Below are 18317 nucleotides of genomic sequence, written 5' to 3' on the forward strand. Positions count from 1 at the left end.
GCAGTATAGCGAGCACTCCGGGGTCGGCAAAGCATCGACTGCGCCCGATGATCATCGAAAGTCGGTAGAATGCGCTTTTTTCATCGAGCCGGAGCCCGTCTTGCGCGAAATCGTCCTGATCAACATCACCGGTGAAGACCGTCCAGGTCTAACCGCAGCCATCACCGGCGTCCTGCTCCAGGGCGGTGTGAACATACTCGACATCGGTCTGGCGGTGATGCACGGCACGCTGTCGTTCGGCATCCTGGTCGACATTGCGGACAACGAAGCCGCCTCGACCCTGCTGCAAAGCGTACAGAGCAAAGCGCATCAGTTGCATCTGCAGGCGCGCTACACGCCAGTCACCGAGGCCGATTACCAGCACTGGATCGACAGCCAGGGTGAGCCTCGCCACATCGTGACGCTGCTCAGCCGCAAGATCACCCCTGCGCAGTTGCAGCAAGTCAGCGAAGTCATTTCCCGGTACAGCCTGACCATCGAGCGTATCGAGCGGCTCTCGTCGCGGGTTGCGCTGGACGCCTCGACCGGCAAGGGCAAAGCCTGCCTGGAGATCTCCGTGCGCGGCGAGCCGAGCGATGCAGAGGCCATGCGTGCCGACTTCTTTGCCATGGCGCAGGCGCTGGACGTCGACGTTGCCTTCCAGCAAGACAACCTGTTCCGCCGCAATCGCCGCCTGGCCGTGTTCGACATGGACTCGACGCTGATCGAAGCCGAAGTCATCGATGAGCTGGCCAAGGCGGCAGGCGTGGGCGAGCAGGTCTCGGCCATCACGGAGCGGGCCATGCGCGGGGAGCTGGATTTTCGCGCCAGCTTCAAGGAGCGCATGGCGCTGCTCAAGGGTCTGGATGTCGGCGTACTGGACGAGATCGGTGCTTCGCTGCGCCTGACCGAAGGCGCCGAGAACCTGTTTGCCGAACTCAAGCGCATGGGCTACAAGACCGCCATCCTCTCGGGCGGCTTCACCTATTTCGCCAAGCAGGTGCAGGCGCGCCTGGGCATCGACTATGTGTTCGCCAACGAGCTTGAAGTGGTGGACGGCAAGGTCACCGGGGTCGCGGTCGAGCCGATTGTCGATGCCCAGCGCAAGGCCGACCTGCTCAAGGAACTGGCGCACAAGGAAGGCTTGCAGCTTGAGCAGACCATTGCCGTGGGTGACGGCGCCAACGACCTGCCGATGCTGGCGCTGGCCGGTCTGGGTGTAGCATTCAGGGCCAAGCCGCTGGTGAAACAGTCGGCCAGGCAGGCGATCTCCACACTTGGCCTGGATGGCGTGCTGTACCTGCTGGGCATGCGCGACCGCGACGGCCGCGGCCAGGCCCAGTAGCCGCGCGGCGAGGCATGAAAAAGGCCCTGCATGATCACATCATGCAGGGCCTTTTTCATGGCATGTGGATCAAGCCTGCGCAGGCAGCGCCAACTTCTGTCCCATGCTCACGGCCGACCCTGCGCCCAGGTTTTCGGCCCATTTGACCTGCTCTGGCCCGAACAGCACCACGGCGGTCGAACCCAGCTTGAAACGGCCCAGCTCGGCGCCCTTTTCCAGGTGGATCGGCGCGCGGCTGGCTTCGTCATAGCGGAACGTCTTGAGTTCGCGCTTGGGCGGCGTCACCAGGCCTGCCCACACGGTCTCGACCGAGGCCACGATCATCGCGCCAACCAGCACCACGGCCATCGGGCCGCGCTCGGTGTCGAACAGACAGACCACCCGCTCGTTGCGCGCGAACAGCTCCGGCACGTTTTCAGCGGTGGTCTGGTTGACCGAGAACAGCCGGCCGGGGACGTAGATCATCTCGCGCAGGGTGCCGGCCAGCGGCATGTGCACGCGATGGTAGTCCTTGGGCGAAAGGTAGACAGTGGCGAACTCGCCGCCCATGAACGGCGCGGCGTTGGCCGGATCGCCACCCAGCAGCTCGAGGGCGCTGAAACTGTGGCCCTTGGCCTGGAAGATGCGGCCATGCTCGATCGGGCCGAGCTGGCTGACCGCGCCGTCGGCCGGGCAGAGGATGGCGCCCGGCGTTTCATCCAGAGGGCGGGCACCTGGTTTCAGGGCGCGGGTGAAGAAGGCGTTGAAGTGCTCATAGGCAGTCAGGTCTTCGACCACGGCCTGGGACATGTCGACCTGGTAGCGCTTGGCGAACCAGGCGGTGAAGGCGTTCTTGAACCAGCGCACGCGGCATTCGGCGATGCAGCCGGCCAGTCGGGACAACAGGTGGTGCGGCAGCAGGTACTGGCTGATGATGAAAAGGCGGGATTTCATTGAGTAGTTTTCCTTAAACCTCTACAGGCGTGTCCGGGTGGTTGCCCCATTCGCCCCAGGAGCCGGCGTAAGCCTTGACCCTTGGATAGCCCAGGGCCTTGGCCACCAGGTAGGTAAAGCCGGAGCGGTGGTGGGTCTGGCAGTGGGTGACCACTTCCTTGTCCCTGGTGATGCCCAGTTGGGCGAGGATTTCGGGCATGTCCTGGCGGATGCGCAGGTTATCGTTCAGGTCCATGCCAGCGGTCCACTCGAAGTTGACCGCGCCGGGGATGTGCCCGCCCTTGGCGGCCAGGACTTTCTCGCCCCGGTATTCGCCCGGGCTGCGCGCGTCCCAGATGGCCAGGTCGGCGGCGCCCAGGCGGCTTTGCAGGTATTCGCGGGTGGCGGTGGGCTCGTCATGCAGCTGGAGACTCACCGGACTTCCCGCACTGGCGGGCGTCTCGGTGGACAGCTGGTCTGCCGGCCACGCCTGGATTCCGCCGTTGAGATAGTGGTACCTGGAGTGGCCGATCACGTCGAGCAGCCAGATGAAGCGCCCGGCCCAGCCGCCGCCCTCGTCGTCGTAGACCACATAGACCGCATCGCTGCGATGACCAAGCTCGCCGAACAGCTTTTCGAGATCGGTACGGCCTGGCATCAGCCCCGGTGCAGGTGGTTGGCCCAGCTGGGTACGTTTGGGGTCGACGAATCGGGCACCCGGCACATGGCCGCTGCCATAGCGATTGGCGCTGGTCAGGTCGACCACGATCAGCTGTGGCGAATCCAGGCGCGGCACCAGGTCGGCCGGCTCGATCACCAGGGGCAAACCAGAAAAGTCAGTCATCCACAGTCTCCAGGGTGGAACAGAGGGGGCGATTGTAGCGCATGGGTCAGGCGTTGCGATTGCCGAAAGCGGCGAGGGCGCGCTCGATACATTGCACCGTCTTGCCAAAGGCCTGCACGCTGATATCGGACAGCGGCCTGCCGTCCTGGTCGGCGAGTACCAGCATCAATACCTGGCCATTGACTGCCAGCGAACGCAACAGCAGGTGCTGACTGTCGAGCAGCGCGCGCAGCGGCTCAGGCATCAGTGCCGAGAACTGGACGTGATTGTCAGGGGTAAGACGCAACTGCGCGGGCTGGCTCATGAGCCGTTGCAGCAGTTTGCTCTGTTCGATCGGCAGATTCAGGCGCAGGGCTTCCTTGGGCAGGCCCGCGGTCTGCTGTACGCGCAGGCAGTTGTTGGCGCGGTCGAGCATGAGCAGCATCAAGCGCTGCATGCCGCAGGCGAGCAAGGCTTCGCGGGCCTGGGTACTGAGGTGGATGGCGTTGCTGAACGGGCTTGGCTGGACCAGCAGCTCGCCGCACAGCTTGCGCCACGCGTCCAGGTCGTGGGCCGAGGGTGGTGGAGCGGTGATCATGCCGGGGTGCGGACGGCGCTGGCTCCATGGCCATATCAATGCCTCGGCCGGATGGAACAGGGCCATGCTGGCATGTTGGCGCGCACTGGCGGCCGCCTGCTGGTGAACCTGCTGCTGCACATCGTCGAGCGAAGTCTGAAGATACAGGCTGGAAAGCAGCTGCCAGCGTAGAAGATGCGGGTTGACCCAGCCGACCTGGGCGGCCAGGGCCAGGCCGTTGGCCAGCAGCACGGTATTGGCCGGCTGGTTGAACCAGCGGCGCAGGCCTGGTTCGTCGTCGAGGCGCTGCTGTTGCAGGAGTGCGTCCTGCTCGCGGGCGATGTTCAGCACCTTGGCCAACTGGTCCCGCTCGTCCTGAAGCAGACGATAGCCTTGGGTGACCCATTCCGGGAGCCGCCAGTGCTCGGCCACGGCCTGGCACAACTGCATGATGCGCACGCCGAACAGCTCAATCTCCACGGTGCTGGCGTCCTCTGCCTTGTGTATGACCCGCAGCTCCCAGGCGTCCAGCAAGGTGGGGTGGGTCACTGCCAGCGGCCACAAGGGCGAGAGAAACAGCAGGCTGCCCCAGTGGATTTCCTGCCACAGCCGCGCCAGGCGGCTGGCGAACAGGCCACTGGCCTGCTGGCTGGCGTGCTGGCTGATCAGCTGGAACTGCCTCAGCACCGGAGGAATATCCTCCACCAGTACGGCGGGCAGGCGAGCCAGCAGGCTGCCGGTACGCACCATGCCCAGCCGGTTGAGTGCGATCTCGAGGCTCTCGGCCGGTTCCGCAAGACTGGCATTGACCGGGTGATTGGCCTCGCGCATGACGCTGAGTACCAGCGCGGGACTGCCCTGCATCAGCTCGGCGATGTCGCGCATGGATCGGCGGCTGTCATTGATGGCGGCCTGCACGCGTTCATGGCTGGCCTTGGGGACAGGGAGGCGCACGCCATCGAGCAAGCTTACCCACGCTTCCAGCGTTGGAGGGATCTGACCTTGTGCACCGGGGACAACTGGCATCATGACATCAGCTCTGACTGGCTTTTCGTTTTGACGGGCTTTAGTCTGGCGCAGTTCTGCCGATAAGTAGAAGAAGAGTTTTACAAGCTCCCGCCCCCGACCCTGACCACGACTGCAAGTGCTTTGAATCTATGGCTAAAATTATCGGCATCATCGTCGTATTCGCGAGCGTCCTCGGCGGATACGTCCTATCTCACGGCAAGATTGCGGCGCTGATCCAGCCTTTCGAGGTCCTGATCATCGGTGGCGCGGCATTCGGTGCGTTCCTCCAGGCCAACCCTGGCTACATGACCATGCATGTGGTCAAGAAGTCGATGAAGATGTTCGGCTCTCGCTTCAGCCACGCCTTCTATCTTGAGGTACTGGGCCTGGTCTACGAGATCCTCAACAAGAGCCGCCGCGAAGGCATGATGGCGATCGAGGCTGATATCGAAGACGCCTCGGCCAGTCCGATCTTCGCCAAATACCCGGCTGTGCTCGGCGATGAGCGCATGACCGCGTACATCTGCGATTACCTGCGCATCATGTCCACCGGCAACATGGCCCCTCATGAGCTCGAAGGCCTGTTCGACATGGAGCTGATGAGCATGAAGGAGGAGCTCGAGCATCCTTCCCACGCAGTAACCGGCATCGCCGACGGCATGCCTGGCTTCGGGATCGTGGCCGCAGTACTGGGTATCGTGGTGACGATGGCCTCGCTGGGCGAGGGCGACCAGGCGGCGATCGGCATGCACGTGGGTGCGGCGCTGGTCGGTACCTTCTTCGGTATTCTGGCGGCGTACGGTTTCTTCGGTCCGTTGGCCAACTGCCTGGCCCACGATGCCAAGGAAGAGGTCAACCTCTACGAAGCCATCAAGGCCTCGCTCGTGGCATCTGCCTCGGGCATGCCGCCGTCGCTGGCCGTGGAATTCGGGCGCAAGGTACTGTATCCCAAGCATCGCCCGAGCTTCTCCGAGCTGGAACAAGCAGTTCGCGGTCGCTGAGTCATGGAAAACAATCAGCCGATTATCATCAAGCGCGTCAAGCGCTTCGCTGCCGGGCACCACGGGGGCGCCTGGAAGATCGCCTTCGCCGACTTCGCCACGGCGATGATGGCCTTCTTCCTGGTGCTGTGGTTGATGTCCACCGCGACGCCCGAGCAGAAGATATCCATCGCGGGCTACTTCAAGGACCCGATCGGCTTTTCAGAGAGCGGCACGCCCTACGTCATCGACCTGGGCGGCTCGCCCGAGCTTGCCCCGGACAAGACCATCAACCCCGAAGTGAAGTCCGAGCCGACGCCTGAGACCAGCATTCAGATCGACAAGGAAAATGTCGAGAGCATGGCTGAACAGGTCGAGCACGAGCGGCTCGAATTGCTGCTGCAGGAGTTGCAGAACAAGGTCGAGGAAAATCCCGAGCTGCAGAAATTCAAGGATCAGATCCTGTTCGAGATTACCCAGGATGGCTTGCGTATCCAGATCATGGATGCCGAGAACCGGCCGATGTTCGACCTGGGCAGCGCGCGGCTGCAGCCGTACTTCGAGGACATCCTGCTGGCCATGGCCGACACCATCAAGGCGGTACCGAACAAGATCAGCGTCAGCGGCCACACCGATGCCAAGCCCTTTGCCGGCAGTGGTGGCTTCGGCAACTGGGAGCTGTCGGCCAGCCGCGCCAACGCCGCGCGGCGTGCCTTGGTCGCTGGTGGCTATCCCGAAGATCAAGTGGCGCGGGTGGTGGGTTACGCATCGTCTTCGCTGTTTGACCGCAAGGACCCGTTCAACCCGGTCAACCGGCGCATCGACATCATCGTGCTGACCAAGAAGGCCCAGCGGTCGATCGAAGGCGAGCAGAACACGCCTGACGCACCAGCCCCGCCCTCGACCGAGAACCCGGGCAGTTCTGCCGCGCCGTCGCCAGGGACGCCCAGGGTGGCCCAGGATGCGGCCCCCCTGCAGCCTCGCGAGCTGCGGCAGAAGCTGAACATCTTCGAGGACGGTGTGTTGAAGATGGACGAACCAAAAGAGTAAGCAACGCGTTGTTTCGCCATGCCCCAGGCTCCCAACCCAAATCCCACAGGCCATGGCACGTTGCAACAAATGTAAGAGCGGCCTTGTGTCGCGATGCGCCGCGCGGGCGGCGCTCGTTTTGCGCGGCGCCAAGCGCACGCTTCGCGCGGGCGGCGCTCGATCTCATGGCCGCCACAAAGCCTCAACCGCACGACCCGCGATACCCCCCCGCGGCCGGCGCTAGAAACCGCGGCGGATCTTCGACCTCAGGTCGGCGTGGAAAAAGTCGGCATTGGATCGATTGATCACCGGCGCATTGCGCTGCCCGGCCACCATGGCGCGGCAGAACGTCCCTTCATCGTGATAGGCGCGCACGAACAGCTCGATGTGCTCGCGGTCATGCATGCGCGGCCACTTCTTCTGGTAGCACGGCAGGCAACCCGAGCCGCTCTGGTACAGCGTGATACGCCGATGCAAGGCCGTGGCCGCGCCCAGCTGCCAGGGCAGCCACCAGTCTGCCGCGGTGACGGGCGAGACTACGGCGATCAAGTGCGTGGCATCCATCAGGTGGTGGCACAGGCTGGTGCAGGTGTCATCCGGATTGTGCTCGGCGCTGGCGTCGAACAGTTCCAGGTGCGTGGCGATTCCTTCCAGCAGCAGGCGTTCATTGATGATGAATGCATCCAGGCGTTCGCTGTGGCGATAACTGATGAACACTGGCATCGGTGCAACCCTCCCTGTTGAGACGCGTCTGGTTACATGACCATTGGCGAAAAGGGAGGGGGCAGCAAGGGATGACAGCGAAAATAGAAATTTCCTACAGCTTGGGGTAACTCTTCCTACAAGTGCAGCCAGCGGCGCCTCAGTAACTGTCTTCCGGCAAGCTGGCGATGATCGAGCGGTAGCTGTTCATGCGTTGTTGCTGAACCCGCCCATCTTCGAGCGCCAGCAGCAGGGCGCAACCGGGTTCGCGGTCATGCTTGCAGTCACGGAAGCGGCAGGTGCCGAGCAGGTCCCGAAACTCGATGAAGCCAGCCTCCACGTCGTGACGGCTGACATGACCTAGGCCGAACTCACGGATACCTGGGGAGTCGATCAACTCGCCGCCACCCGGGAAGTGATAGAGGCGGGCGGTCGTGGTGGTGTGGGTGCCCTGGCCCGACCATTCGGACAGATCACCGACGCGGCTCTGGGCATCGGGCAACAGGCTGTTGACCAGCGACGACTTGCCCACCCCGGACTGACCGACGAACACGCTGATGTGCCCGTCGAGCATCTCCTGCAGTCGCTGCATGCCGTCGCCCTGATGCGCGGACACCTCGAGCAGGGGGTAGCCCAGCTGCCGATACACCGCCAGCAGCGCATTGAGGGCCGGGGCGTTCTGCTCGTCGATCAAGTCTGCCTTGTTGAGCAGCAGCAATGGGTGGATGCCAGCGTGCTCCGCGGCCACCAGGTAGCGGTCGATCAGGTTGGCCTGGGGTTCGGGCGCCGGGGCGAAGACGATCACGATCAGGTCGACGTTGGCCGCCACCGGCTTGAGCTGGCCGTGGTTGTTGGGCCGGCACAGCTCGGTGTTGCGCGGCATCTGCGCGACGATCACGCCAATGCCCTGGTTACCCGCGCGCCATACCACGCGATCGCCTGTCACCAGCGCCGGCAGGTTGGCGCGCAGGTGGCAGCGGAACACCTGGCCAGCAACATCGCCGTCCTGTGCCTCGACCTCGACCTGCACGCCAAAGTGCGCGATCACCAGCCCCAGTTGCTCTGGGCCCAGGTCGCCGCCTTCGAGTTCATGCAGTGCATGCTGTTCGCGTTTGGCGGCGCGAGCGGCGCGTTCGTTCTGGATTTTTTCGATGCGCCAGTTCTGGCGTCGATTGAGCTGGCGTTTGGCCATGAAGGTTCCGAGGTTGCGGGACGATTGAAAACGGCGAGCAGTTTAGCACTACGCTAATATGTCGGCCTAATCGAGGAGCTTCACATGCAGAATCCACAGAACCTGATCTGGATCGACCTGGAAATGACCGGCCTGGATCCCGACACCGATGTGATCATCGAGATGGCCACCATCGTCACCGACAGCGAGCTCAACACCCTGGCCGAAGGCCCGGTGATCGCCATCCACCACAGCGACGAAGTGCTGGCGCGCATGGACGAGTGGAACACCCGCACCCATGGCGGCTCCGGGCTGACCCAGCGAGTGCGGGAGAGCCGGCTCAGCATGGCCGAGGCCGAGGCCGAGACGGTCAGGTTCCTCGAACAATGGGTTCCGAAGGGCAAGTCGCCGATCTGCGGCAACAGCATCTGCCAGGACCGCCGTTTTCTCTATCGGCACATGAAGACTCTGGAAAGCTACTTCCATTACCGCAACCTGGATGTCTCCACCGTCAAGGAACTGGCCGCGCGCTGGGCGCCGCATGTGCGTGACAGCTTCGTCAAGGGCGGCACCCATCTGGCATTGGACGATATCCGCGAGTCCATCGCCGAGCTGCGTCACTACCGCGAGCACTTCATCAAGGTCTGAGCGTGCAACAGGTAGCATGAAGGCTGCGCAGCCCCCTTTTGGTGCGTAGAGCAACTGAGTAGACTGCGCGCCTTTCCTGCACGGACCCGCACCATGTTGCTGATGCTCTACCTCATTGCGATCACCGCCGAAGCCATGACCGGCGCGCTGTCTGCCGGGCGTCGCGGCATGGACTGGTTCGGCGTGGTGCTGATCGCCTGCGTCACCGCCCTGGGGGGCGGCTCCGTGCGTGACGTGCTGCTCGGGCACTACCCGTTGACGTGGGTCAAGCATCCGGAATACCTGGTGCTCACCAGCTTCGCCGCGCTGATGACCATCTTCATCGCGCCCTTGATGCGCCGCCTGCGCTCGCTGTTTCTGGTGCTCGATGCGCTGGGACTGGTGGCGTTTACCCTGATTGGGTGCATGACGGCGCTGGAGATGGGGCAGGGTTTGCTGGTGGCATCCATCAGTGGGGTGATCACCGGGGTGTTCGGCGGGATCCTGCGGGATATCTTCTGCAACGATATTCCCTTGGTATTCCGGCGGGAGCTATACGCCAGCGTTTCGTTTGCCGCTGCCTGGTTCTATCTGGGCTGCGTGCATTTCGAAGTGCCGGCCGGGCAGGCCATGCTGCTGACCTTGTTTGGTGGTTTCCTGGTGCGGTTGCTGGCGATCCGGTTTCACTGGGAAATGCCGAAGTTTCACTACAACGACCAACAGTGACTGACTCAGCGGTGACGCTCCAGCGCCCATTCGACGTGCTCGCGCACCAGCTCCGAAGGATGATCCTGGCGCGCCTTCAATGCCTCGATTACCGGGATGGTAGATGGCGCATTCCCCAGCCCCACCGCCAGGTTGCGCAGCCAGCGCTCATACCCTGCGCGCCGTAGCGGCGAGCCTTCGGTGTTGGAAAGGAAGGTCGACTCGTCCCACAGGAACAATTGCGCCAGGTCTGCGTTATCGAGGTTGTGACGAGGCTTGAAGTCGCCTTCGCCGGTCGGGCGGGCAAAGCGGTTCCAGGGGCAGACGATCTGGCAGTCATCGCACCCGAAGACACGATTTCCGATCAGTGGACGCAGCTCCACCGGAATGGCGCTCTTGAGTTCGATGGTCAGGTACGAGATGCAGCGCCGGGCGTCCAGCACATACGGCCCGACGAAAGCTCCGGTGGGGCAGATGTCCAGGCACGCCTGGCAGCGCCCGCAATGCTCGCTGGCCTGGGCCGGATCCACCGGCAGCGGCAGGTCGACGAACAGCTCGGCCAGGAAAAAATAGCTGCCGGCCTTACGGTTGAGCAGCAGGGTGTTCTTGCCGATCCAGCCCAGGCCGGCTTCCTGGGCAATGGCTTTTTCCAGCACCGGGGCGCTGTCGACGAAAGCGCGGAAGCCGAACGGGCCGATGGCCTGCTGGATACGATCGGCCAGATGCTGCACACGCTTGCGGATCAGCTTGTGATAGTCGCGGCCCAGGGCATAGCGCGAAACATAGGCCTTCTCCGGCTGCGCCAGGCGCTGGGCCATCTGGGTGTCGCCCGGCAGGTAGTCCATGCGCAGGGAGACCACGCGCAAGGTGCCCGGGACCAGTTCGTCGGGGTGCGAGCGCTTGCTGCCGTGGGCTCCCATGTATTCCATTTCGCCGTGATAGCCCGCCTCCAGCCAGCGCTGCAGGTGTTGTTCGTGCTCGCCAAGCTCCACACCGGCGATACCGACGTGGGCAAAACCGAGTTCTCGGCCCCAATCCTTGATCGATTGGGTCAGTGTGGTGAGGTCTGGGGTGACGGCGGACATGGGGAAATAAGGCATTACGGGCTCAGGTGCGTATAATTCTGCCAGACATCGGAGCCTTTGACCCCATGCCCCAGACCAAACACCCTGCAAACGCACCACAAACCCTGAGCAGCCTCACCCTGGCAAAGCTGGCGCCCAGGCGCCCGAGCGCGCACAAGGGCGATTTCGGCCATGTACTGGTGGTCGGTGGCGATCTTGGCACCGGCGGCTCCGTGCTGCTGAGCGCTGAAGCAGCGCTGCGCTGCGGCGCAGGACTGGTATCGTTGGCCACCCGGCCCGAACATGTTGGCGCGGCCTTGACCCGACTGCCCGAAACCATGGCCTTGGGCGTCAGTTCGGCCAACCAGCTGATGAGTGTGCTGGAACGCGCTTCGGTGGCGGTGGTCGGCCCCGGTCTTGGCCAGGCCTCGTGGGGGCGCAGCTTGCTCTCGGCGGTAGCCAACGCGCAGATGCCGCAGGTGTGGGACGCCGATGCGCTCAATCTGCTCGCCAGCACACCCTTGGCCTTGCCAAGCGGCAGCGTGATCACGCCGCATCCTGGCGAGGCTGCGCGCTTGCTGGGCGTGTCCACCGAGGCGGTGCAGGCCGATCGTCCAGGCGCCGCGCGCAAGCTGGCACGCAAGTACGCCAGCGTGTGCGTGCTCAAGGGCGCCGGCACACTGGTGGCTGATCCCGCGGGCCAGCTGGCGCTGTGCAGCCGCGGCCACCCGGCGATGGCCGGGGCAGGGCTGGGCGATGTGCTGACCGGCGTGCTGGCGGCGCTGCTCGCGCAAGGGCTGGAAAGTTGGGATGCCGCCTGCCTTGGCGTATGGCTGCACGCGTGCGCTGGTGAACGGTTGGGCGTGAAAGGGCGCGGCCTCGCGGCCGGTGATCTGATTCCTGTTATTCGTGAATTGTTGGAGGAGCATTCAGCGTGTCAGGCATAACCCTGTTTCTGGCCGACGAGCAGGCCATGGTCGAGTTGGGTGCGCGCCTGGCGCGCATCACTGCGGGCCATGGTGTGATTTTTCTCGAAGGTGACCTGGGGGCGGGCAAGACCACCTTGTCCCGCGGCCTGGTCCGTGGCCTGGGGCATACCGGCGCGGTAAAAAGTCCGACCTTCACCGTGGTTGAGCCTTACGAGATTGGCGAGATCCGCGCCTTCCATTTCGACCTCTACCGGCTGGTCGATCCCGAGGAGCTGGAATACATGGGCATACGTGATTACTTCGAGGGCGACCCCTTGTGCCTGTTCGAATGGCCCCAGAATGGGGCAGGCGTTTTGCCAAAGCCCGACCTGACCATTACCATAAGCCCCCAGGCGAGCGGACGCTCGCTGACCCTGTCGCCGCAGGGCTCGCGCGGCGAAGCCTGGTGTGCCGCTCTGGCCGTCGAATTCAAACTGTAAATGGGGATAGGTATGCGCATACGCGCGCTGGTCGCTGTCGTTGGACTGTTATTGACGGCAGTGACCGTTGACGCTCTGGCCGTCACTCAAGTCAAGAGCATGCGTTTATGGCGTGCTCCGGACAATACGCGGCTGGTCTTCGACCTGTCGGGCCCTGTGCAGCACAGCGTGTTCACGCTGAGTGCTCCCGACCGGCTGGTGATCGACATCAACGGCGCGACCCTCGGCGCACCGCTGACGGTCTCGACCTCGAACACCCCGATCAGCAGCGTGCGCTCGGCGCAGCGCACGCCCAGTGACTTGCGGGTGGTGATCGACCTGAAAAAGGCCGTGACGCCCAAAAGCTTCGTGCTGGCGCCTAATGCCCAGTATGGCAACCGCCTGGTGGTCGATCTGTATGACCAGGAGGCCGATGCCATCGCCGCTACCGCGCCCCCGCCGACGCCTGCTCCCCCAGCCACCACCCCGGCCGTGCCGGTCACTCCTGCACAGCCGGCGATCAAGCTGACGCCAGTGCCCAGCGGCAAGCGCGATATCGTCGTCGCCATCGATGCGGGTCACGGCGGCGAGGACCCGGGCGCCTCGGGCTCCCGCGGTCAGCATGAAAAAGACATCGTGCTGCAGATCGCCAAGGAGCTGCAGCGCCAGATCAACACCGAGAAGGGCTTCCGCGCCGAGCTGACCCGTACCGGCGACTACTTCATTCCGCTGCGCAAACGCACCGAGATCGCCCGCAAGAAAGGCGCCGACCTTTTCATCTCGATTCATGCCGACGCCGCGCCGTCCAGGGCCGCATTCGGTGCCTCGGTCTTCGCTCTGTCAGATCGCGGCGCCACCTCGGAAACCGCGCGTTGGCTGGCCGACAGCGAAAACCGTTCCGACCTGATCGGCGGTGCCGGCAATGTCAGCCTTGACGACAAGGACCGCATGCTCGCGGGCGTGCTGCTCGACCTGTCGATGACCGCGACCCTGAGTTCGAGCCTCAATGTCGGGCAGAAGGTGCTCGGCAACATGGGCCGGATCACCTCGCTGCACAAGCGCCGGGTGGAGCAGGCAGGCTTCATGGTGCTCAAGTCGCCGGACATCCCGTCGATCCTGGTCGAAACCGGGTTCATCTCCAACGCCAACGAGGCTGCCAAGCTGGCCACCGCCAGCCATCAGCAGGCGCTGGCGCGTTCGATTCACAGCGGCGTACGCCAGTTCTTCCAGCAGAACCCGCCACCGGGTACTTACATCGCCTGGCTGCGTGACAGCGGCAAGATCGCCCAGGGCCCGCGCGAGCACACCGTGCGCCCGGGCGAGACACTGGCGATGCTCGCCGTGCGCTATCAGGTCAGCGTGGCGAGCCTGCGTTCGAGCAACCAGCTCAAGACCGACGAACTCAAGGTCGGCCAACAGCTTGATATCCCGACTACCGCACTGGCCTCCCAATGAGTGGTGGTTCGCGAATAGAGCTGCTCAGCCCGCGGCTCGCCAACCAGATCGCCGCTGGCGAGGTGGTCGAGCGGCCGGCTTCGGTAATCAAGGAGCTACTGGAGAACAGCCTGGATTCGGGCGCCCGGCGCATCGATGTGGACGTCGAGCAGGGCGGGGTCAAGCTGCTGCGGGTGCGTGACGACGGCAGCGGGATCGCCGCCGACGACCTGCCATTGGCCTTGGCGCGCCATGCCACCAGCAAGATCCGCGAACTCGAAGATCTTGAAGGCGTGCTCAGCCTGGGCTTTCGCGGCGAGGCGCTGGCGTCGATCAGTTCGGTCGCCCGCCTGACCCTGACCTCGCGCACCGCGAGCGCCAGCGAGGCCTGGCAGGTCGAGACCGAAGGACGTGACATGAGTCCGCGGGTGCAGCCTGCGGCGCATCCGATCGGCACCTCGGTCGAAGTGCGGGACCTGTTTTTCAATACCCCGGCCCGGCGCAAGTTTCTCAAGACCGAAAAGACCGAGTTCGATCACCTTCAAGAAGTGATCCGCCGCCTGGCGCTGGCTCGTTTCGACGTCGCGTTCCATCTTCGCCACAACGGCAAGAGCATTCTCAGCCTGCACGATGCGGCGGACGAAACATCTCGCGCCCGGCGCGTTGGCGCCATCTGCGGTCCGGGCTTCCTGGAGCAGGCACTGCCTGTCGAGATCGAGCGCAATGGCTTGCGCCTGTGGGGCTGGGTCGGATTGCCGACGTTTTCGCGCAGCCAGGCCGACCTCCAGTATTTCTTCGTGAATGGCCGTGCCGTACGCGACAAGCTGGTGGCCCATGCGGTGCGCCAGGCTTACCGCGATGTGCTGTTCAACGGACGTCATCCGACGTTCGTGCTGTTCCTCGAGCTCGACCCGACCGGGGTCGACGTGAATGTGCATCCGACCAAGCATGAAGTGCGTTTTCGTGACGGGCGCATGGTGCACGATTTTCTCTACGGCACGCTGCACCGCGCCCTGGCCGATGTGCGTCCCGAAGACCAGCTGGCGGCGCCTGCCGCGGCCGCCGAGATCGTACGGCCCGGCGGCCAGCAGGCCGGAGAGTTCGGGCCCCAGGGCGAGATGCGCCTGGCCACGCCGGTGTTCGAGCAGCCCCAGGCCGCACCCCATCAGCCGGGCAGCGGTGCGGGCGCGGGTTACCAGTACCAGTACACCCCGCGCCCGGCCCAGGCCCTGCCGGTGGCTGAGGCGCAGAACGTCTACCGCGAGTTTTTCGCGCCGCTGGATCCCGCCGCGCCCGCACCCGCAGCGCTGCCCGAGAGCCAGGGTGACATTCCCCCGCTGGGCTATGCATTGGCCCAGCTCAAGGGTATCTATATCCTTGCCGAAAATGCCGTCGGCCTGGTGCTGGTGGACATGCACGCGGCTCACGAACGCATCATGTACGAGCGGCTCAAGGTGGCCATGGCCAGCGAAGGCCTCAGCGGTCAGCCGCTGCTGGTCCCCGAGTCCCTCGCCATGAGCCAGCGCGAGGCCGATTGCGCCGAGGAGCATGCCTCCTGGTTCCAGAAGCTGGGCTTCGAGCTGCAGCGCCTGGGGCCGGAAACCCTGGCCATCCGGCAGATTCCGGCACTGCTCAAGCAGGCCGAGGCCAACCGTTTGGTGCAGGATGTACTCGCCGACTTGATGGAATATGGCACCAGTGACCGGATTCAGGCCCATCTGAACGAGCTTCTTGGCACCATGGCCTGCCACGGCGCCGTGCGCGCCAATCGGCGTCTGGCCATCCCCGAAATGAACGGCCTGCTGCGCGACATGGAAAACACCGAGCGCAGCGGCCAGTGCAACCACGGCCGACCGACCTGGACCCAGATGGGCCTGGACGACCTGGACAAACTTTTCCTGCGCGGTCGATAGAGATGAGCGGCAAGCCCCCTGCGATATTCCTCATGGGCCCGACGGCGGCCGGCAAGACCGACCTCGCCATCGAGCTGACACGAGTGCTGCCGTGCGAGCTGATCAGCGTCGACTCGGCACTGGTCTACCGCGGCATGGACATTGGTACAGCCAAGCCCTCCAGAGAGGTGCTCGCGGCCCATCCGCACCGGCTGATCGACATCCTCGACCCGGCCGAGAGCTACTCGGCCGCAGACTTTCGCCGTGACGCCCTGCAGGCGATGGCCGAGATCACCGCGCGCGGCAAGATCCCCCTGCTGGTCGGCGGCACCATGTTGTATTACAAGGCTTTGATCGACGGCCTGGCTGACATGCCCGCTGCGGACGCCCAGGTCCGCGGGGAGCTCGAAGCGCAGGCCAGCATGCTGGGCCTGGCCGAACTGCACCGCCAGCTGGCCGAGGTCGACCCGGAATCGGCGGCGCGTATCCACCCCAATGACCCGCAGCGGCTCATTCGCGCACTCGAGGTGTACCGGGTCAGTGGCGAAAGCATGACGGCACATCGCCAGCGTCAATTCGCTGAAAGTCTTGCCGCAGACGCAGGCGGGCAAGGACATTTGCCCTATACTGTCGCCAGTTTGGCTATCGCTCCCACGGATCGTCACATTCTGCATCAGCGAATTGCGTCACGATTTTCGCAAATGTTGGAACAGGGGTTCGTGGACGAGGTCCGAGAGCTGCGGGCCAGAAGTGACTTGCACGCGGGGTTGCCCTCTATACGGGCAGTGGGTTATCGACAGGTATGGGAGCATCTCGACGGCAAGCTCAGCGAAGCCGAGATGCGCGAGCGGGGTATCATCGCCACTCGACAGCTCGCCAAGCGGCAGTTCACCTGGTTACGCGGCTGGTCCGACGTGCACTGGCTGGATAGCCTGGCCTGCGACAATCTGTCCCGCACCTTGCAATACCTTCGGACCGTCTCCATATTGAGCTGAGTCCTTGCAATTGCCGTCTACTCTTCGGTTCGGACGGCTTGAAGCACCAAATTCTATTGTTTTCCTACTATTTATCCTTACAGGAGTGCGGCACATGTCAAAAGGGCATTCGCTACAAGACCCTTACTTGAACACTTTGAGAAAAGAAAAAGTTCCGGTTTCAATCTATCTGGTCAACGGCATCAAACTGCAAGGCTCGATCGAATCGTTCGACCAGTTTGTCGTTCTGCTGAAAAACACCGTCAGCCAGATGGTCTACAAACACGCCATCTCCACGGTGGTACCTGCCCGCCCGGTTCGCCTGCCTAGCCCGACTGATGCCGAGCAGGGCGACGCTGAACCAGGTAACGCCTGATAGGAGTCTGCTTTGTTCTTTGAGCGCCACGGTGGTGGTGAGCGGGCGCTGCTCGTTCACTTGGAAGGTCAGAACCCTGAGGCGCGCGAAGACCCGCAGGAGTTTCAGGAGCTGGCATTATCGGCCGGAGCCGATATCGTCGTGTTCGTCAATGTGACGCGGCATCAGCCCTCGGCCAAATATCTGATCGGTAGCGGCAAGGTCGAAGAGTTGCGCGACCTGGTCAGGGCCGAACAGGCAGATCTGGTGATTTTCAATCACACTCTCACGCCCAGTCAGGAACGTAACCTCGAACGCGTCTTCGAGTGTCGCGTGCTGGACCGTACCGGGCTGATCCTCGATATCTTCGCCCAGCGGGCGCGTACCCATGAAGGCAAGCTGCAGGTCGAACTGGCCCAGCTCGAGCACATGAGCACGCGGCTGGTTCGCGGCTGGACCCACCTTGAACGGCAGAAGGGCGGTATCGGCCTTCGCGGCCCGGGTGAAACCCAGCTCGAGACCGACCGGCGCCTGTTGCGGGTTCGCCTGCGGCAGATCAAGGCCCGGCTTGAAAAGGTCCGCAGCCAGCGCGAGCAAGCTCGCCGCGGCCGTCGCCGCGCGGATATCCCGTCGGTTTCCCTGGTGGGCTATACCAACGCCGGCAAGTCGACCCTGTTCAATGCGCTGACCTCCTCCGAGGTGTATGCCGCCGACCAGCTGTTCGCCACTCTGGATCCGACCTTGCGCCGGCTGCAGCTCGATGACATCGGGCCGATCGTGCTGGCCGACACGGTGGGTTTCATTCGCCACCTGCCGCACAAGCTGGTCGAGGCATTCCGGGCTACGCTCGAAGAGTCGAGCAACTCCGACCTGCTGCTGCACGTGATCGACGCCCATGAGCCAGAGCGCATGGAGCAGATCGAGCAAGTGATGGCGGTGCTGGGCGAGATCGGTGCCGAAGGCTTGCCGATCCTCGAGGTCTATAACAAACTCGACCTGCTCGAAGATGTCGAGCCGCAGATCCAGCGCGATGCCGACGGCAAGCCGCAACGGGTCTGGGTATCGGCACGTGATGGACGCGGTCTGGAACTGGTGGGCCAGGCGGTGGCCGAACTGCTGGGGAATGATCTGTTTGTCGCTACCCTGCGCCTGGACCAGCGTTTTGCCCGCTTGCGCGCGCAATTCTTCGAGATGGGCGCGGTGCAGGGCGAAGAGCATGATGAAGAAGGCAGCAGCCTGCTGAGCGTTCGTTTGCCCAGGGTCGATCTCAATCGCCTGGTCAGCCGCGAAGGCATGGAACCGCAGGTGTTTATCGAGCAACATACTTTGCAATAAATGGCCGGTGACGTTGCC

At 63.7% G+C, this 18317-nt stretch carries 18 protein-coding genes; 12 read left to right on the forward strand and 6 right to left on the reverse strand.

Features of this window, described 5'->3' with window-relative positions:
- The first annotated feature begins 100 nt into the window (after nt 1-100).
- The gene (serB, locus tag AC0ZZU_RS02805) at nt 101-1324 is read left to right on the forward strand and encodes a phosphoserine phosphatase SerB (protein ID WP_476338881.1); all 1224 of its coding nucleotides are present in this window, start codon (nt 101-103) and stop codon (nt 1322-1324) included.
- Nucleotides 1325-1393: 69 nt separating this feature from the next.
- On the opposite strand, the gene asd is transcribed toward serB, so the two are convergent.
- Genes asd through AC0ZZU_RS02820 form a run of 3 tightly spaced genes read right to left on the reverse strand, consistent with a single transcriptional unit; the run spans nt 1394 to nt 4662 of the window.
- Nucleotides 1394-2257 carry an archaetidylserine decarboxylase gene (gene asd / locus AC0ZZU_RS02810; RefSeq protein ID WP_476338883.1) on the reverse strand — a complete coding sequence of 288 codons (864 nt, stop codon included), beginning with the start codon at nt 2255-2257 and terminating at the stop codon, nt 1394-1396.
- A gap of 13 nt (nt 2258-2270) precedes the next feature.
- Nucleotides 2271-3080, reverse strand: a complete 810-nt coding sequence (locus AC0ZZU_RS02815; protein ID WP_476338885.1) for a rhodanese-like domain-containing protein — start codon at nt 3078-3080, stop codon at nt 2271-2273.
- A 46-nt stretch (nt 3081-3126) separates the two neighbouring features.
- Complete coding sequence (locus tag AC0ZZU_RS02820) at nt 3127-4662, reverse strand: HDOD domain-containing protein (protein WP_476339120.1); 1536 nt, start codon at nt 4660-4662, stop codon at nt 3127-3129.
- A 131-nt stretch (nt 4663-4793) separates the two neighbouring features.
- On the opposite strand from AC0ZZU_RS02820, the gene motA reads away from it, so the two are divergent.
- Entirely contained in the window at nt 4794-5645 is an 852-nt protein-coding gene (motA, locus tag AC0ZZU_RS02825; protein WP_476338887.1) for a flagellar motor stator protein MotA, read from the forward strand.
- Between the two features lie 3 nt (nt 5646-5648).
- The gene (gene motB / locus AC0ZZU_RS02830; RefSeq protein WP_476338889.1) at nt 5649-6674 is read left to right on the forward strand and encodes a flagellar motor protein MotB; all 1026 of its coding nucleotides are present in this window, start codon (nt 5649-5651) and stop codon (nt 6672-6674) included.
- 219 nt (nt 6675-6893) lie between these two features.
- Here the strand turns inward: motB and AC0ZZU_RS02835 are convergent, their stop codons facing one another.
- Nucleotides 6894-7376: a molecular chaperone Tir gene (locus AC0ZZU_RS02835; protein WP_476338891.1), complete on the reverse strand. Its 483-nt coding sequence runs from the start codon at nt 7374-7376 to the stop codon at nt 6894-6896.
- A gap of 139 nt (nt 7377-7515) precedes the next feature.
- Nucleotides 7516-8547 carry a small ribosomal subunit biogenesis GTPase RsgA gene (gene rsgA / locus AC0ZZU_RS02840; RefSeq protein ID WP_476338892.1) on the reverse strand — a complete coding sequence of 344 codons (1032 nt, stop codon included), beginning with the start codon at nt 8545-8547 and terminating at the stop codon, nt 7516-7518.
- 84 nt (nt 8548-8631) lie between these two features.
- On the opposite strand from rsgA, the gene orn reads away from it, so the two are divergent.
- Together orn and AC0ZZU_RS02850 are read left to right on the forward strand one after the other, a co-directional pair.
- Nucleotides 8632-9174 (forward strand): oligoribonuclease, encoded by a 543-nt coding sequence (gene orn, locus AC0ZZU_RS02845; RefSeq protein WP_476338894.1) that lies wholly within the window; start codon nt 8632-8634, stop codon nt 9172-9174.
- 93 nt (nt 9175-9267) lie between these two features.
- Nucleotides 9268-9879: a trimeric intracellular cation channel family protein gene (locus tag AC0ZZU_RS02850; protein ID WP_476338896.1), complete on the forward strand. Its 612-nt coding sequence runs from the start codon at nt 9268-9270 to the stop codon at nt 9877-9879.
- Nucleotides 9880-9884: 5 nt separating this feature from the next.
- Here the strand turns inward: AC0ZZU_RS02850 and queG are convergent, their stop codons facing one another.
- A complete protein-coding gene (queG, locus tag AC0ZZU_RS02855; protein ID WP_476339121.1) occupies nt 9885-10943 on the reverse strand; it encodes a tRNA epoxyqueuosine(34) reductase QueG in 1059 nt (352 codons plus the stop codon).
- 65 nt (nt 10944-11008) lie between these two features.
- On the opposite strand from queG, the gene AC0ZZU_RS02860 reads away from it, so the two are divergent.
- The 7 genes from AC0ZZU_RS02860 to hflX all read left to right on the forward strand — a co-directional run bounded on the left by AC0ZZU_RS02860 (nt 11009) and on the right by hflX (nt 18299).
- On the forward strand, nt 11009-11869 hold the full coding sequence (locus AC0ZZU_RS02860; RefSeq protein ID WP_476338898.1) for an NAD(P)H-hydrate dehydratase: 861 nt from the start codon (nt 11009-11011) through the stop codon (nt 11867-11869).
- Nucleotides 11857-12330: a tRNA (adenosine(37)-N6)-threonylcarbamoyltransferase complex ATPase subunit type 1 TsaE gene (gene tsaE, locus AC0ZZU_RS02865; RefSeq protein WP_476338900.1), complete on the forward strand. Its 474-nt coding sequence runs from the start codon at nt 11857-11859 to the stop codon at nt 12328-12330. The genes AC0ZZU_RS02860 and tsaE overlap by 13 nt, the downstream gene beginning before the upstream one ends.
- Nucleotides 12331-13764 (forward strand): N-acetylmuramoyl-L-alanine amidase, encoded by a 1434-nt coding sequence (locus AC0ZZU_RS02870; protein ID WP_476338902.1) that lies wholly within the window; start codon nt 12331-12333, stop codon nt 13762-13764.
- Nucleotides 13761-15656, forward strand: coding sequence for a DNA mismatch repair endonuclease MutL (gene mutL, locus AC0ZZU_RS02875; protein WP_476338904.1), 1896 nt, complete (start codon nt 13761-13763; stop codon nt 15654-15656). Before AC0ZZU_RS02870 ends, mutL begins: the two co-directional genes overlap by 4 nt.
- Nucleotides 15657-15658: 2 nt before the next feature.
- Nucleotides 15659-16630, forward strand: coding sequence for a tRNA (adenosine(37)-N6)-dimethylallyltransferase MiaA (gene miaA, locus AC0ZZU_RS02880; RefSeq protein WP_476338906.1), 972 nt, complete (start codon nt 15659-15661; stop codon nt 16628-16630).
- A 94-nt stretch (nt 16631-16724) separates the two neighbouring features.
- The gene (gene hfq / locus AC0ZZU_RS02885) at nt 16725-16985 is read left to right on the forward strand and encodes an RNA chaperone Hfq (RefSeq protein WP_476338908.1); all 261 of its coding nucleotides are present in this window, start codon (nt 16725-16727) and stop codon (nt 16983-16985) included.
- Between the two features lie 12 nt (nt 16986-16997).
- Nucleotides 16998-18299 carry a ribosome rescue GTPase HflX gene (gene hflX / locus AC0ZZU_RS02890; protein ID WP_476338910.1) on the forward strand — a complete coding sequence of 434 codons (1302 nt, stop codon included), beginning with the start codon at nt 16998-17000 and terminating at the stop codon, nt 18297-18299.
- The last annotated feature ends 18 nt before the right edge of the window (nt 18300-18317 follow it).

This window comes from Pseudomonas sp. JE3303, from assembly GCF_056312565.1.

Excerpts from the sequence above, each read along its gene's own strand:
- AC0ZZU_RS02870 (WP_476338902.1), top strand. The coding sequence starts at position 12,331 with ATGGGGATAGGTATGCGCATACGCGCGCTGGTCGCTGTCGTTGGACTG.
- asd (WP_476338883.1), bottom strand. The coding sequence starts at position 2,257 with ATGAAATCCCGCCTTTTCATCATCAGCCAGTACCTGCTGCCGCACCAC.
- miaA (WP_476338906.1), top strand. The coding sequence starts at position 15,659 with ATGAGCGGCAAGCCCCCTGCGATATTCCTCATGGGCCCGACGGCGGCC.
- mutL (WP_476338904.1), top strand. The coding sequence starts at position 13,761 with ATGAGTGGTGGTTCGCGAATAGAGCTGCTCAGCCCGCGGCTCGCCAAC.
- orn (WP_476338894.1), top strand. The coding sequence starts at position 8,632 with ATGCAGAATCCACAGAACCTGATCTGGATCGACCTGGAAATGACCGGC.
- AC0ZZU_RS02860 (WP_476338898.1), top strand. The coding sequence starts at position 11,009 with ATGCCCCAGACCAAACACCCTGCAAACGCACCACAAACCCTGAGCAGC.
- AC0ZZU_RS02850 (WP_476338896.1), top strand. The coding sequence starts at position 9,268 with ATGTTGCTGATGCTCTACCTCATTGCGATCACCGCCGAAGCCATGACC.
- hfq (WP_476338908.1), top strand. The coding sequence starts at position 16,725 with ATGTCAAAAGGGCATTCGCTACAAGACCCTTACTTGAACACTTTGAGA.
- AC0ZZU_RS02815 (WP_476338885.1), bottom strand. The coding sequence starts at position 3,080 with ATGACTGACTTTTCTGGTTTGCCCCTGGTGATCGAGCCGGCCGACCTG.
- AC0ZZU_RS02820 (WP_476339120.1), bottom strand. The coding sequence starts at position 4,662 with ATGCCAGTTGTCCCCGGTGCACAAGGTCAGATCCCTCCAACGCTGGAA.
- queG (WP_476339121.1), bottom strand. The coding sequence starts at position 10,943 with ATGTCCGCCGTCACCCCAGACCTCACCACACTGACCCAATCGATCAAG.
- AC0ZZU_RS02835 (WP_476338891.1), bottom strand. The coding sequence starts at position 7,376 with ATGCCAGTGTTCATCAGTTATCGCCACAGCGAACGCCTGGATGCATTC.
- motA (WP_476338887.1), top strand. The coding sequence starts at position 4,794 with ATGGCTAAAATTATCGGCATCATCGTCGTATTCGCGAGCGTCCTCGGC.
- motB (WP_476338889.1), top strand. The coding sequence starts at position 5,649 with ATGGAAAACAATCAGCCGATTATCATCAAGCGCGTCAAGCGCTTCGCT.
- rsgA (WP_476338892.1), bottom strand. The coding sequence starts at position 8,547 with ATGGCCAAACGCCAGCTCAATCGACGCCAGAACTGGCGCATCGAAAAA.